The following is a 14,035-nucleotide window of genomic DNA, read 5'->3' on the forward strand; positions in this document are numbered from 1 at the left end:
GTACCATTCCGACGCACCGAGGATCCTACGAACGCACCGACTCCCATGCCCGCCATCCCGCGCCTCACCGTCCGGTCCCTCCTCGTCCTGTCGCTCACCGCCGCCGGGGCCGCCGCGCAGCCGCCGGCCGTCGACAGCGTGCACGCCATCACCCGCCCGCGCGAGCCGCTGCCGAGCGAGGGCGCGAGCGCGGGGGTCACGCGCTTCTCCTTCATCGTCTACGGAGACACGCGCGGCCGCCGCGACGGCGCCGACGTGCAGTACGAGCACTCGCTCGTGGTCGAGTCGATGCTGCGGACCATCGACCGGATGCGCGCCGGCCCCGATCCGGTGCGCTTCATCCTGCAGAGCGGCGACGCGGTCGTGAACGGCCGCGATCCGGCGCAGTGGAACGTGAGCTTCGTCGGTCTCATCAACCGGCTCACGACGCAGGGCGGCGTACCGTACTTCCTCGCGCCGGGCAACCACGACGTGACGTCGGCCGCCGACCTCGCGAACCCCGGACGACAGGCGGGGCTCGCGAACTACCTGCGCGCGATGTCGCAGCTCATCCCGCCCGACGGCGCGACGCGCCGCCTAACGGGATACCCCGCGTACGCGTTCGGCTACGGCAACACGTTCGTGCTCGCGTTCGACTCGAACATCGCCGACGATTCGACGCAGCTCGCGTGGGTGCGCTCGCAGCTCGTGGGCCTCGACCGCCGGCGCTACCGGCACGTCGTCGCGTTCTTCCATCACCCGGCGTTCTCGTCGGGCCCGCACGGCGGCGCGACGGTGGAGCGTCCGACGGCGGCGCTCCGCGCGAAGTACATGCCGCTGTTCCGGAAGTACGACGTGCAGCTCCTCGTGACGGGACACGAGCACCTGTTCGAGCATTGGGTGGAGCGCTACCGCGACTCCACCGGCCGCGCGCGGCGCATCGACCAGCTCGTGAGCGGCGGCGGGGGCGCACCGCTCTACGGCTATCAGGGCGAGCCGGACCTGCGCGCGTACGTCGCCGCGGCGGCCGCCGACTCGGTGCGGGTCGAGCACCTCGCGCGCCCGGGACTGGACCCGGGCGACAACGCGTACCACTACATCGTCGTGCACGTGGACGGCGAGCGGCTGTGGCTCGACGTGATCGGCGTGGACTGGGGCAGCAACTTCCGCCCGTACCGCAGCGCGCGGCAGACGTTAGGCGATGTGCCTTGAAGGCGGTGAGGCGGCGCTGATGGGGCGGCGCTGATGCGTTGCCGCTGAAACGGCGGCGCTGATACCGCGCGTTATCAGCGCCGCCGTTTCAGCGCCGTCCCACCAGCGCCGCCGCTTCAGCGCCGCTGCCTCGAAGGTCGAACGCCGTGCCGAGCGCGAGGCACAGCAGGGCGCCGACGAAGGCGGCGACGCCGGTCCAGCCCCACGTGGACCAGCACAGACCGCCCACCCAGCCGGCGATGCTCGCGCCGGCGTAGTAGAAGAAGAGGTACAGCGACGACGCCTGTGCCTTCGCGCCGCGCGCCTGCAGCCCCACCCAGCTGCTCGCCGTCGAGTGCGCGCCGAAGAAGCCGAACGTGAGCACCACCACGCCCGCGATCACCGCGGCGAGCGGGCGGGCCGCCGTGAGCGCGACGCCGCCTAACATGAGCGCGATGCTCGAGCGCAGCGCGGCCGGCCGGCCGAGTCGTCCGGCCATGGCGCCCACCCACGTCGAGCTGCCGATGCCGACGAGGTAGACGAGGAAGATCGCGCCGACGGCGCTCTGTCGCAGCGCGTACGGCGGCGCGAGCAGCCGGAACGCGAGGTAGTTGTACGACGTGACGAAGCTCCCCATGAGCAGGAACGCCTCGGCGAACAGCCGCACGAGCCGCGCGTCGCGCAGGTGGTCGCCGTACGCCGCGAGCATCGAGCGCAGCACGGCCGGCCGCGCGACGAAGTGGCGCGACGGTGGGAGGCTGCGCGCGAACACGATCGCGGCGACGACGCCGAGCACGCCGACCGCGGCGACCGCCTCGCGCCACGTCGCGACGTCGGCGAGCGCCGACGTGAGCAGTCGCCCCGACATGCCGCCGAGCGCGGAGCCGCCGATGTAGAGGCCCATCGCGAGCCCGATCGAGCCCGGATCGATCTCCTCGCCGAGGTACGCCATGGCCAGCGCCGGGAGCCCGGCGAACGCGAGCCCCTCCACGGCGCGCAGCGCGAGCAGCGCGTGCCAGCTCGGCACCACGGCGGTGAGCAGCGTGAGAAGCGCCGCGGCCATGAGCGCTCCCGCCATGATCGGCTTGCGTCCCCACGACTCGGCGAGCGCGCCGACGACGAGCAGCGCGGCGGCGAGCACGCCGGTCGTGACGGAGAGCGCGAGCGCGCTCGTCGCGGCGCTCACGCGGAACGTGCGGGCGAGCTCCGGCATGAGCGGCTGCACGCAGTACACGAGCGCGAACGTCGAGAACCCGGCGGCGAACATGGCCAGGTTCGTGCGGCGGAAGGCGGGCGTCCCACGGACGATGCGCGCCTCGGTGCTCGTCGACATCCGCGTAATCTGCTCGACCAACACGCTCGGAGGAGACATGGCGTACAAGACCGGAGAGATCCGCATTCCCGATCCACCGCGCGGCGGCGCGTCGCTCACCGTGACGAGCGAGACGTTCCGCGACGGGGAGACGATCCCGCGGGAGTGCGCGTTCGACGGGTGCGGCGGCGACAACCGATCGCCGCAGCTCGCGTGGAGCGGCGCGCCGGCGGAGACGAAGAGCTTCGCCGTGACGTGCTTCGATCCCGACGCGCCGACCGGCTCCGGCTTCTGGCACTGGCTGCTGTTCAACGTCCCCGCGTCGGTGACGAGCGTGCCGGCGGGCGAGCCCTCGCCGTCGGGGAGCACGAGCGGCCGCAACGACTACGGCAAGAGCGGCTACGGCGGTCCGTGTCCGCCGCCGGGCGACGGGCCGCACCGCTACGTCTTCACCGTCTACGCGCTCGACGTGCCGGCGATCGAGGGGATCGACGCGAACGTGGGCGGCGCGGCGCTCGTGTTCAACATGCGCGGCCACGTGCTCGCCCAGGGGACGCTCACGGGGCGCTACGGCCGGTGACGGCCACTCGAGGCTCACGCGGAGCCGCGCAGGACACGGAGCAGAGCAGTCCCTCCGCGTCCTCCGCGGCTCCGCGTGAGAGCGCCGCGCCCGTGCTCGCCGTCGAAGCGTTGTGCAAGACGTACCACCGCACGGCCGCCGTGGACCACGTCTCGTTCGTCGTGCGGCACGGCGAGATCGTCGCGCTGCTCGGGCCCAACGGGGCGGGGAAGACGACGACGATCAACATGGTGCTCGGCGTGCTGGAGCCGACGTCGGGCACCGTGCGCGTGGAGGGGATCGACCTCGCGCGGCAGCACTCGCGCGCGCTGGAGCGCACGAACTTCGCCGCGGTCTACGCGCCGCTGCCCGGCAACCTCACCGTGCGGCAGAACCTGCGCGTGTTCGGCCTGATCTACGGCGTGGCGTCGTTAGGCCGGCGGATCGCCGAGCTGCTCGACGAGTTCGACCTCGTGCGCTTCGCCGACACGCGCTGCGGCGTGCTGTCGTCCGGCGAGCAGACGCGGGTCGCGCTCGCGAAGGCGATGCTGAACCGCCCGCGCCTCCTGCTGCTCGACGAGCCCACCGCGTCGCTCGACCCGGCGACGGCGCGCGACATCCGCGCGCGCATCCGCGACTTCACGCGCCGCGACGGCGGCGGCGTGCTGTGGACGTCGCACAACATGTACGAGGTCGAGGAGGTCTGCGACCGCGTGCTGTTCCTGTCGAAGGGGAAGATCCTGCTCGAGGGGGACCCGCGCACGCTGCCGGCGGAGCACGGGCGCGCGTCGCTCGAGGAGCTGTTCATCGCCGTGGCGCGCGAGCCGCTGTCGCTGGAGGTGGCGTGATGCGCCTCTCGCGCGCCGCGGCGATCGTGCTGCGGCAGCTCTACCTGTACCGCGGCAGCCCGTCGCGCGTGATCCCGCTGTTCGCGTGGGCGACGCTCGACATCGTGCTCTGGGGCTTCATCACGCGCTACCTGGACGTCGTGGCGCCGAACGGCCCGGCGTTCGTGCCGATGCTGCTCGGCGCGGTGCTGCTGTGGGACTTCCTCACGCGCGCGATGCAGGGCGTGACGACGACGTTCCTCGAGGACGTGTGGTCGCGCAACTTCCTGAACGTGTTCGCGACGCCGCTGTCGATCGGCGAGTACGTGGGGGGACTCGTGCTCACGAGCGTCCTCACGAGCGCGATCGGGCTCGTCGTGATGCTCGTCGTGGCGTGGGCCGCGTTCGGGATGTCGCTCGCGCGCTACGGCGTGCTCGCGGTGCCGTTCGTGCTCGTGCTGTTCGTGTTCGGCATCGCGCTCGGCGTGCTGGGGGCGGCGATCGTGCTGCGGCTCGGGCCGTCGGCCGAGTGGTTCGTGTGGCCGATCCCGGCGATCGTGTCGCCGTTCGTGGGCGTGTTCTATCCGCTCGCCACGCTTCCCGCGTGGATGCAGGCGGTGGGCCGGGCGCTGCCGGCGTCGTACGTGTTCGAGGGGATGCGCTCGCTGCTCGCGGGGCGGCCGCCGAGCGCGCTCACGTTAGGCACCGGTGCCGCGCTCGCGCTGCTCGACCTCGTGCTCGCGTGGCTGTTCTTCGCGTGGGTCCACCGGCTCGCCGTGCGGACGGGACTCATCGCGCGGTACTCGGCGGAGAGCGTGTCGTAGGTGCGTGGCTGCGTGGCTGCGTAACCGCTCACGCAGCCACGCAGCCACGCAGCTACGCCGTCACGGCAGCGTGAGATACTGCCCGAGGAACCCCCGCGCCTCCGGCGTGTCCAGCCGCCAGTCCCACGTCGTCGCGCGGCAGTTGTAGTCGCCGGTCGTGACCGTGGCGAGGATCATGTTCGGGTTGCCGTCGAGGAACTTCGGGCCGCCGGAGTCGCCGTAGCAGTCGCCGCCGAGTCCCGTGGCGTTGGAGTTCATGAGGAGGCCGAGCCATGTCGGCTGCAGCCCCATGAACTCCGACTTCGACGACTTGCGCACGCCGTCGTACGGGAAGCCGGGGATGCCGGTGAGCGTCGCGGTGACGCCGTAGCCGACGTTCACGAACAGCGTCTTCGACAGCGCGCCCTGCGCCGCCAGCTGATCGAGGTAGCCCGCGGGCGGGAGCTGCAGCGGCGTGAGCCCCTTCGTGGATCCGGCGGGCAGGAAGACGAGCGCGAGGTCGTGCAGGTTCGCCTGATCGTGGCCGTACAGCGGATCGCGCACGTAGCTCGTGGCGGCGATCACCTTGATGCCCTTCGCGTAGAGATCCGGCGCGAACGAGACGTAGAACTGCGAGCCGGGCGGCGTGTACGACGTGACCACGCAGTGCGCGGCGGTGAGGAACACCGTGGGCGTGATGAGGCTGCCCGTGCAGAACTCGTCGTCGCCGTTCAGCTTCCCGTTACCGTCGATGTCGAACAGGAGCGCGCCGACGCTGGCGTAGGAGCCGCTGCCGGTGGGCGTGCCGTTCACGATGCGCTGGCCGCCGCGCGGCGCGAGCGATCGGGCGGCGGTGGGAGCGTCGGCGCACGCCGCGAGCGCGACGGACGCGGCGGAGAGGAGGGCGAGCGATCGGGCCAACGGCATCGGAGGAACCTCGGAACGCGGTGAGCGGCTCGACGCGGGGGATGTGCCGAACCGGACGGCGAGCATACGGCTCGGCGCGCCGCCGCGGAAGGACGGCCCGAGCCTAACAGTCCCGAGACGCGAACCGCCCCCGCGCCGTGCTCGACGCGGGGGCGGTTCGTCGTTCACTCGATAGAATTCACCCGATCGGCCAGCGGCTCTCACGCTCCGCGGCGGTCATGTGACCGCCGTCGGCAAGCCGCGAGCTCGAGCGACGGTCGTCCTTGGGCCAGCTCTCCTTCCGGCTCGGAGCGAGACGATCGAGCCGGTGGTCGAGAGCGCGCTCTCGGTCGTGATGGTCGAGCTCGGGATCACGGTCCATCGGTCCAGTCCTCCGGGGACACTAAGGGGGGTATGGACCACGTTCACGCAGCATGCCATGTGCCCGCGGGCGGCGCTCGCGTCCGGTACGCGACGTGCGCGGACGAGCCGACATGACGACCTCGAAGTCGCCGGCCGCACCCCGGGCCGCGCGACATGCCTCGCAGCCGCCGACCGCTCCAGCCCGTCGCGCCGCGCCGCGCCGCGGCGCCCGGGCGGTGTACACCGCGCTGCTCACTGCGCTCGATGCGGTGCTCGAGGAAGGGGTGCCGCGCGCCAGCCTCGTGCGCGCGGGCCTCACCACCGCGCAGGCCGACGAGTGGCAGCGCGGGTTCGTGCTGGCCGAGGAGCTCGTGCGGGATCTGCACGCGCCGCACCTGCGGCCGGGGACGCGGCTGCGCAGCACGCGGCTCCGCACGCGCCTCGTGGTGGTCGCCGCGTCGCTCGGCGCGCTCGCGCGGCAGGCGGGGCTCGACGGCGTGGGACATCCGGGGTTCGCGCAGCTGCGCGACGCGCTCGACGCGGCCTACGCGTGGGCGGGCGCCGCCCACGACGAGGCGCTGCGGCGGGCGCTCTCCGCGTCCGCGTCGGAGTCGGCGGCCTAGCCGGGCCGGTGGTCGCGGCGCAGAATCGTCGCCGTGACCAGACCCCCGCTCCTCCACCGATTCGTTAGGCACGCGGCGGCGCTGTCGCTGCTGGCAGCGGCGCGCGCCGGCGCGCAGCCGTACGACGTCGTGCTCGCCGCGCACGACCTCATGATCCCGACGCGCGACGGCGCGCGCATGGCGACCGACGTGTACCGCCCCGCGCACGGCGGCGTGGCGGTGGACGAGCGGCTGCCGGTGCTGCTGAACCGCACGCCGTACGACAAGGGCACGCTCGCCGACGACGCGCGCTACTTCGCGCGCCACGGCTACGTCGTCGCCGTGCAGGACGTGCGCGGCCGGTACCGCAGCGAGGGAAAGTTCTCGAAGGTGCAGCCGGCCGACGCGACCGACGGCTACGACACCATCGAGTGGCTCGCGCGGCAGCCGTGGTCGAACGGCTCGGTGGGCACGTGGGGGACGTCGTTCGCCGCGCACACGCAGGCCGGCGCCGCGCAGCTCCACCCGCCGGCCCTGAAGACGATGGTCGTCAACATGGGCGGCCTGTCGAACGGCTGGGACCATGGGGTCCGCTATCGCGGCGCGTACGAGATGGGACGGCAGATCACGTGGGCGTGGAGCCAGCTCGCCGCCGACGCGCCGAACGCCGCCGTGAAGAAGCTGCTCGAGCGCGAGAAGGTGGAGGACTGGTACGCCGTGCAGCCGATGCGGCGCGGCCTCAACGCGCTCTCCGTCGCGCCGGAGTACGAGGGGTGGTACCTCGACTTCTTCGAGCACGCCGACTACGACGCGTTCTGGAAGGACCCGATGGTGAACTGGTCGGAGCACTACGCCGAGACCTCCGACGTGCCGATGCTGCAGGTCGGCGGCTGGTACGACATCTTCCTCGCCGGCACGTTCGAGAACTTCCTCGGTCTGTCGAAGGCGAAGAAGTCGCCGCAGCGCGTGCTGGTCGGCCCGTGGACGCACCACGGCAACACGCGGCCGTACGCCGGCGACGTGTCGTTCGGCCCGGCCGCTGCCATCACGGACTTCGACGGCGACTTCCACCTGCGCTGGTTCGACCACTGGCTGAAGGGCGTGCCTAACGGCGTGGAGCGCGAGGCGCCGGTGCGCCTGTTCGTCATGGGCACGGGCGACGGGCACAAGGACGCCGACGGGCGGCTGTTCCACGGCGGCTACTGGCGCGACGCGACCGCGTGGCCGATCCCGGGGACGCGGCTCGTGCCGTACTACTTCCACGCCGACGGCTCGCTCTCCACGGCGCGGCCGCGCGAGGCGCGCGCGTTCACGACGTACACCTACGACCCGCGCCACCCGGTGCCGACGATCGGCGGCGGGGTGTCAGCGCGCCTGAAGGACGGCGGCTACGACCAGCGCGAGGATCCTCGCTTCCCGCCGTCGACGGCGCCCTGGCGCCCGCTGAATTCGCGCGCGGACGTCGTCGTGTTCCAGACCGAGCCGCTCGCCGAGGACGTGACGGTGATCGGCCCGATCACGGTGACGCTGTACGCGTCGACGAACGCGACGGACACCGACTTCACGGCGAAGCTGGTGGACGTGTACCCGCCGAGCGACGACTGGCCGGGCGGGTTCGATCTCAACCTCACGGACGCGATCATGCGCGGCCGCTACCGCGCGACGCGCGACCACGCGGTGCTGCTCGTGCCGGGCACCGTGTATCCGTTCACGATCGCGCCGTTCCCGACGGCGAACGTGTTCAAGAAGGGACACCGCATCCGCATCGACGTCTCGAGCTCCAACTTCCCGCGCTTCGACGCGAACCCGAACACCGGCGAGCCGTTAGGCCGGAGCCGCCGCGTGCAGTCGGCGGACAACACGATCTGGCACGACGCGGCGCGGCCGTCGCACGTCGTGCTCCCGCTCGCGCCGGCGCGGCCGTGACGACGCCCGCACGGTGGGCGATCGTGCTGGTGCCCGGAATCGCTCTGTGGTTTCTGCCCATGCTCGGCCTGACGGATCCGCAGCGGCACCTGCTCGCGATCTTCGTGGCGACGATCGTGGCGCTCGTGGCGCACCCGGTGCCGATGGGCGTGAGCGCGATCGCCGCGATGACGCTGCTCGCGCTGACGCGCACGCTGCCGCCGGCGCGGGTGCTCGCCGGGTTCTCGAACCTCACGGTGTGGCTCGTGTTCGCCGCGTTCCTGTTCGCGCGCGCGCGGTCACGATCACGCGCTTCGGGCAGCGCGTGGCGTACTACTTCATCCACCGCTTCGGCCGCAGCCCGCTCACGCTCGGCTACTCGCTCGCCGCGGCGGATGTGGTGCTCGCGCCGTTCGTGCCGTCCGACACGGCGCGCGGGGGCGGCATCATGTTCCCGGTGACGCGGAGCGTGGCGCAGGCGGCAGGGTCGGAGCCGGGCCCGACGGCGGATCGACTCGGCGCGTTCCTCGTGCTCGTGAGCTTCCACGCGACGTACACCGCGTCGGGGATGTTCCTCACCGGCATGGCGGCGAACCCGCTCATCGCCGAGTTCGCGGCGAAGGGCGCGCACGTGGAGCTGACGTGGGGGCGCTGGCTCGCGGGCTCGATCGTGCCGGGGCTGCTCACGCTCACGCTCGTGCCTCGGCTCATCCGCCGCGTCGTGACGCCGACGATCGCCGACATCGGGCTGGTGCGCGCGCACGCGCGCGACGAGCTCGCGGCGCTCGGCCCCGTGCGCGGCGCGGAGCGGTGGCTCGTGATCGTGATGCTCGGCGTGATGACCGGCTGGGTCACGTCGCCACTGCACGGGCTGCACAACACCGTGGTCGCGCTCACCGGCGTCTGCGTGCTGCTCCTCGCCGGTGTCCTGACGTGGGACGACCTGCTCTCGGAGCGGCGCGCGTGGGACGCGCTGATCTGGTTCGCGCCGCTGCTCATGATGGCCGACGCGCTGAACGAGGCCGGCGTGATCAAGGTGCTGTCGGCGGCGTTCTTCGCGGGGCTCGCCGGCTGGCCGTGGCTCGCGGCGTTCCCGCTGCTCGCCGTGGCATACCTGTACCTGCACTACGGCTTCGCGAGCATGACCGCGCACGTGACGGCGCTCTACCCGAGCTTCATCGCCGCCGCGGTGCTCGTCGGCGCTCCGCCACTCGTCGCCGCGCTCGTGCTGGCGTACTTCTCCAACCTCGACGCCTGCCTAACGCACTACGGCACCGGCTCGGCGCCGGTGTTCTTCGGCGCCGGGTACCTGTCGCAGGGGACGTGGTGGAAGGTGGGGTTCCTGGTGTCGGTGCTGAACCTCGGGATCTGGCTCGGGGTCGGGATGGCGTGGTGGAAGGTGCTCGGGTGGTGGTGAAGAGCCGCCGTTCCAGCGCCGCTTCACCAGCGCCCACGCATCAGCGCCGCTTCATCGGAACTCCGCCAGACACGCTCCCGCTCCCCCCTGCAGCCCCTGGCGGAAGTTGCCCACGCGCTGCTCCTCGGTCCCATGGCCCATCGCGGCCGCGCGCACGAGGATCACGCGATCGACGCGGTCGTCGCCGGTGAGCTGCGGTGTGGGATCGCCGGCCGAGGCCATGCCGTAGAAGGCCTCGTCCACGTCGCCCCGCTCGAGCAGGCCGCGCTGGTCGGCCGAGCGCGCGAACGCGCCGGCGAGACAGTCGGCGACCGCCTCGTTGCGGTACGACGTGCGCCACATGTGGCCGAGCTGCATCGCGACCGCGTGCCCCATCTCGTGCGCGATGACGCCGACCGCGGCCATGTCGCCGTCGGTGCCGAGGCGCTGCGCAGCGGCCTTCGCCTGCGACGCGACGAAGACGTCATCGTAGTACACGGTGTTGTCGCGAATGCAGTAGCCCGCGTTGCCGCCGCGCATCACGCCGCACGCCGTGCGCACGGCGCCGCGGTAGCGCACGAGGTCCGGCTGCGCGAAGCGGGCACCGATGTCGGCGAACGCGCTGCCCCACGTCGTCACGAGATCGCCGAACGCCGCGCTCACCTTCGCGTTCGACGCCGCGACGTCGGCGGCGGTGATGCCGGTGGCGTCGCGGGGGGCCGGGGCGACCGGCGCGGCCTGGGTCAGCGCCGGCACGAGCAGGGCGCCGAGCGTGAGCGCCCAACGCTGGAAATCGAGTCGGGTCATGGTCGTCTCCTCCGCTCATTGGTACCCCCTCCGCGCCGCCGGGTTTCCGGACAGATTACCGCGCGTGACGCAGACCCCCTGGACGGTCATCGCGACGATCGCCTACGCGCTCGAGTGGCTGATCATCGTCGCCGCGCTGTTCGTCGTGCCGCGCAACCGGCGGCCCGGCTCCGCGACCGCGTGGCTGATGCTCGTGCTGCTCGTGCCGTACGTCGGGCTCGTGCTGTTCTGGCTCATCGGCAGCCCGAAGCTCTCGCGGCGCCGGCGCGCGCAGCAGCGCACCATCGACGGCGTGATCGCGCGCGAGATGGCGCGCCGCGACGAGACCGCGGAGCGGATCTTCGATCCCCCGGTGTCCGCGCGCCACGAGCCGATCGTGCGTCTGGCCGAGCGGTTAGGCGGGCTCCCCGCGTGCGCCGGCAACACGGTGACGCTGCTCCCGGACTACGGCGGCGCGCTCGCGCAGATGGTCGCCGCGATCGACTCGGCGCGGCGCTTCGTGCACGTCGAGTTCTACATCATGACGCTCGACGCGACGACCGAGCCGTTCGTCGCCGCGCTCGAGCGGGCGCACCGGCGCGGAGTCGCGGTGCGCGTGCTGTTCGACCACGTCGGCGCGCGGAAGTGGCCGGGGCATCGCGCGCTGCGGCGGCGGCTCACCGCGTCGGGGATCGCGTGGCACCTCATGCTGCCGCTGCGCCCGTTCAGCAACGAGTGGAACCGCCCCGACCTGCGCAACCACCGCAAGATCCTCGTCGTCGACGGCGCCATGGGCTTCACGGGCTCGATGAACGTCATCGACGAGAGCTACCTCGTGCGGCGCAACCGGCGGCTCGGCGTGCGCTACGTGGAGCTCGTGGCGTTCGTGAGCGGGCCGGTGGTGCTCGAGCTGAACGCCGCGTTCGTCGCCGACTGGTTCGCCGAGACGGGCGTGATGCTCGACCCCGACGGCGATCCGGACGCGGACGTGACGCCGCCGATGACGGGGCGCGCGCTCTGCCAGGTGCTGCCGAGCGGCTCGGCCTACGAGACGTTCAACAACCTGCGCGTGTTCGTCGCGCTGATCCACGCCGCGCGCCGCCGCGTGACGATCGCGTGCCCGTACTTCGTCCCCGACGAGTCGCTCATGATGGCGATCACCACCGCCGCCCAGCGCGGCGTGGACGTGACGCTGTTCTCGTCCGAGGTCGCCGACCAGTTCTTCGTGCATCACGCGAAGCTTTCGTTCTACGAGGAGCTGCTCGTCGCGGGCGTGAAGGTCTACCAGTACCGCGCGCCGAAGCTCCTCCATGCGAAGCACATCGGCATCGACGACGACATCGCGGTGATCGGCTCCAGCAACCTCGACATGCGCTCGCTCACGCTGAACCTCGAGGTGACGCTGCTCTGCTACGACGCCGAGGTGGTGGAGGGGCTGCGCCGCGTCGAGGAGTCGTACCTGCGGGAGAGCACACGCGTGGAGCTCAACACGTGGCGCCGCCGCCCGCTCGCCGCGCAGCTGTTCGACAACCTGGCGCGCCTCACGGCGTCCCTGCAGTGAGGGCAGGAGGGCAGGAGGGCAGGAGGGCACGAGAGGCGAAAGCTCCTGCCCTCCTGCCCTCCTGCCCTCCTGCCCTAGTCCTGCTGCCGCCGGTCCACGCCGCTTCGCCGCTCGTGCCCGTGCCGGCGCGTGCTGTGGCTGCGGCGGTCGGTGGTCGTGCCGTCGTCGAGGACGGAGCGGCGCAGGTGCACGGTGAACGTCGAGCCGCTGCCTAACGCGCTCTCGACGGTGATGTCGCCGCCCATGCCGCGCGCGAGGTCGCGGCTGATCGCGAGGCCGAGCCCCGAGCCCTGATGCTCGCGCGTGAGCGACGCGTTCACCTGCACGAACGGGTCGAAGATCGCCTCGAGCCGGTCGCGCGGCACCCCGACGCCGGTGTCGCGCACCGTGATCGTCGCCCGGTCGGGCGCGCCGTCGCTCGGGCCGAGGCGTAGCGCGACGCTCCCGCCCTCGGGCGTGAACTTCGCCGCGTTCGTGAGCAGGTTGAGGAGCACCTGCACGAGCTTCTCGCGGTCGCCCCACACGAGCAGTGGCGGCGATCCGTCGTCTTCCGGGAGCTGCACGTCGAACGCGAGCCGCTTCGCGGCGAGCTGCGGCTCCACCATCGGCTGGACGTCGAGCAGCACATCGGAGACGCGGAGCGGCGTGAGCTGGTACTCGACGCGCCCCGACTCCAGCCGCGTGAAGTTCAGCACGTCGTTGATGAGCCCCAGCAGGTGCCGCTGTGCGCGGCCGACGCGGGCGAGCGCGTCGTGCTGCGCGGTCGTGACGGGACCGTGGAGTCCCATCTCGATGAGCTGCAGGTGGCCGGCGATCGCGTTCAGTGGCGTGCGCAGCTCATGGCTCATGCGGGCGAGGAACTCGCTCTTCGCGCGGCTCGCCTCGAACGCCGCCTCGCGCGCCGCGCGGGCCTCGTCGAACAGCCGCGCGCGCTCCAGCGACACCGCGCACTGGTTCACCACCGCGCGCAGGAACGCGAGCTCCGAGTCGCGGAACACGCGCGGGTGCGGGAAGCGGAACGCGATCGCGCCGAACCGCCGTCCCTCCGCCTCGAGCGCGAACGTCGCCAGCGCGCGCGCGCCGAGCGCCTGCCACACGTGCGCGACGTGCGGGTAGCGTGCCGCCATCTCGTCGGGCGAGGCGAGCGTGACCGGCCCGCCGTCGCGCATGGCGTCGGCCGCGGGCACGTGCATCGTGAGCGGCACGCGCCGCCAGTCCGCGGACTCGGCGCCCGTGCCCTCCTCGCCGACGAGCTCCAGCGCCTCGGCGTCCTCGCTCAGCAGCATGACGATCGCCGACCGCGCACCGACCACGGGCACCGCGTGCTCCGCCACCGCGCGCACGACGTCCCCGGCGCCTAACGCGCGGGCGAGCGCCTCGGAGATCGCGAGGAGCCCGCGCATCTTCTCCACCGCCACGTGCCGTGCCGTCACGTCCTCCACCGTGCCGACGGTCTGCACCGGCGTCCCCGCGGCGTCGCAGACGACGGCGGAGCGCCCGTGCAGCCAGCGGACGCGCCCGTCGGGGAGCAGCGCGCGGAACTCGTGCTCGTACTCGCGGCGCGCCGCGTTCGCCGCGGTCCATCCGCGCAGCAGGGTCGGCACGTCGTCCGGGTGCACGAAGCGGAGCCACCGCCGTCCGCGCAGGTCGTCCTCGCCGAGCCCCGCGATCGCCTGCAGGCGCGGGTTCACGTATGTGACGGTTCCGTTCAGATCGGCGTGAAAGATCCCGACCGGCGAGGCGCGGCTCACCGCGTCGAACCGGTCGCGCGCGGTCGCGCCGGCGTCGCTCCCGGATGGGTCGGGGTCCGGCGTGTCGAGCGGCGCGGTGGGCGGGGCGGGCATG

General features: G+C 72.4%; 12 protein-coding genes and 1 pseudogene. 9 read left to right on the plus strand and 4 right to left on the minus strand.

Going from position 1 to position 14,035, the window contains the following annotated elements; all coding sequences use genetic code 11:
* The first annotated feature begins 45 nt into the window (after nt 1–45).
* Complete coding sequence (locus J421_RS08770) at nt 46–1,191, plus strand: metallophosphoesterase family protein (RefSeq protein WP_025410803.1); 1,146 nt, start codon at nt 46–48, stop codon at nt 1,189–1,191.
* A gap of 88 nt (nt 1,192–1,279) precedes the next feature.
* Here the strand turns inward: J421_RS08770 and J421_RS08775 are convergent, their stop codons facing one another.
* Nucleotides 1,280–2,503 (minus strand): MFS transporter, encoded by a 1,224-nt coding sequence (locus tag J421_RS08775; RefSeq protein WP_025410804.1) that lies wholly within the window; start codon nt 2,501–2,503, stop codon nt 1,280–1,282.
* Nucleotides 2,504–2,540: 37 nt separating this feature from the next.
* On the opposite strand from J421_RS08775, the gene J421_RS08780 reads away from it, so the two are divergent.
* From J421_RS08780 to J421_RS08790, 3 genes are all read left to right on the plus strand, one after another.
* Nucleotides 2,541–3,062, plus strand: coding sequence for a YbhB/YbcL family Raf kinase inhibitor-like protein (locus J421_RS08780; protein ID WP_025410805.1), 522 nt, complete (start codon nt 2,541–2,543; stop codon nt 3,060–3,062).
* A gap of 92 nt (nt 3,063–3,154) precedes the next feature.
* Nucleotides 3,155–3,889: an ABC transporter ATP-binding protein gene (locus J421_RS08785; protein WP_025410806.1), complete on the plus strand. Its 735-nt coding sequence runs from the start codon at nt 3,155–3,157 to the stop codon at nt 3,887–3,889.
* A complete protein-coding gene (locus J421_RS08790; RefSeq protein ID WP_025410807.1) occupies nt 3,889–4,692 on the plus strand; it encodes an ABC transporter permease in 804 nt (267 codons plus the stop codon). The genes J421_RS08785 and J421_RS08790 overlap by 1 nt, the downstream gene beginning before the upstream one ends.
* 60 nt (nt 4,693–4,752) lie before the next feature.
* On the opposite strand, the gene J421_RS08795 is transcribed toward J421_RS08790, so the two are convergent.
* Nucleotides 4,753–5,598 (minus strand): trypsin-like serine protease, encoded by an 846-nt coding sequence (locus J421_RS08795; RefSeq protein WP_025410808.1) that lies wholly within the window; start codon nt 5,596–5,598, stop codon nt 4,753–4,755.
* 473 nt (nt 5,599–6,071) lie between these two features.
* Between J421_RS08795 and J421_RS08800 the strand changes: the two genes are divergently transcribed.
* The 4 genes and pseudogenes from J421_RS08800 (at nt 6,072) to J421_RS08810 (ending at nt 9,864) form a co-directional block, all read left to right on the plus strand.
* A complete protein-coding gene (locus J421_RS08800) occupies nt 6,072–6,563 on the plus strand; it encodes a hypothetical protein (RefSeq protein WP_148306224.1) in 492 nt (163 codons plus the stop codon).
* A gap of 33 nt (nt 6,564–6,596) precedes the next feature.
* The gene (locus J421_RS08805; RefSeq protein ID WP_025410810.1) at nt 6,597–8,468 is read left to right on the plus strand and encodes a CocE/NonD family hydrolase; all 1,872 of its coding nucleotides are present in this window, start codon (nt 6,597–6,599) and stop codon (nt 8,466–8,468) included.
* A gap of 29 nt (nt 8,469–8,497) precedes the next feature.
* Nucleotides 8,498–8,722, plus strand: a pseudogene (locus J421_RS34335) (anion permease); the annotation flags it as partial.
* Nucleotides 8,723–8,772: 50 nt separating this feature from the next.
* Nucleotides 8,773–9,864 carry a DASS family sodium-coupled anion symporter gene (locus tag J421_RS08810; protein ID WP_158508705.1) on the plus strand — a complete coding sequence of 364 codons (1,092 nt, stop codon included), beginning with the start codon at nt 8,773–8,775 and terminating at the stop codon, nt 9,862–9,864.
* A 51-nt stretch (nt 9,865–9,915) separates the two neighbouring features.
* Here J421_RS08810 and J421_RS08815 read toward each other — a convergent pair whose 3' ends face one another.
* Nucleotides 9,916–10,650, minus strand: coding sequence for a neutral zinc metallopeptidase (locus J421_RS08815; RefSeq protein ID WP_025410811.1), 735 nt, complete (start codon nt 10,648–10,650; stop codon nt 9,916–9,918).
* Between the two features lie 64 nt (nt 10,651–10,714).
* On the opposite strand from J421_RS08815, the gene cls reads away from it, so the two are divergent.
* On the plus strand, nt 10,715–12,190 hold the full coding sequence (gene cls / locus J421_RS08820) for a cardiolipin synthase (protein WP_025410812.1): 1,476 nt from the start codon (nt 10,715–10,717) through the stop codon (nt 12,188–12,190).
* A 74-nt stretch (nt 12,191–12,264) separates the two neighbouring features.
* Here the strand turns inward: cls and J421_RS08825 are convergent, their stop codons facing one another.
* Nucleotides 12,265–14,034, minus strand: coding sequence for a PAS domain-containing sensor histidine kinase (locus tag J421_RS08825; protein ID WP_025410813.1), 1,770 nt, complete (start codon nt 14,032–14,034; stop codon nt 12,265–12,267).
* Nucleotide 14,035: the final 1 nt, after the last annotated feature.

Origin of the sequence: Gemmatirosa kalamazoonensis, from assembly GCF_000522985.1 — a bacterium.
In the GTDB taxonomy this organism is placed as follows: Bacteria; Gemmatimonadota; Gemmatimonadetes; order Gemmatimonadales; family Gemmatimonadaceae; genus Gemmatirosa; species Gemmatirosa kalamazoonensis.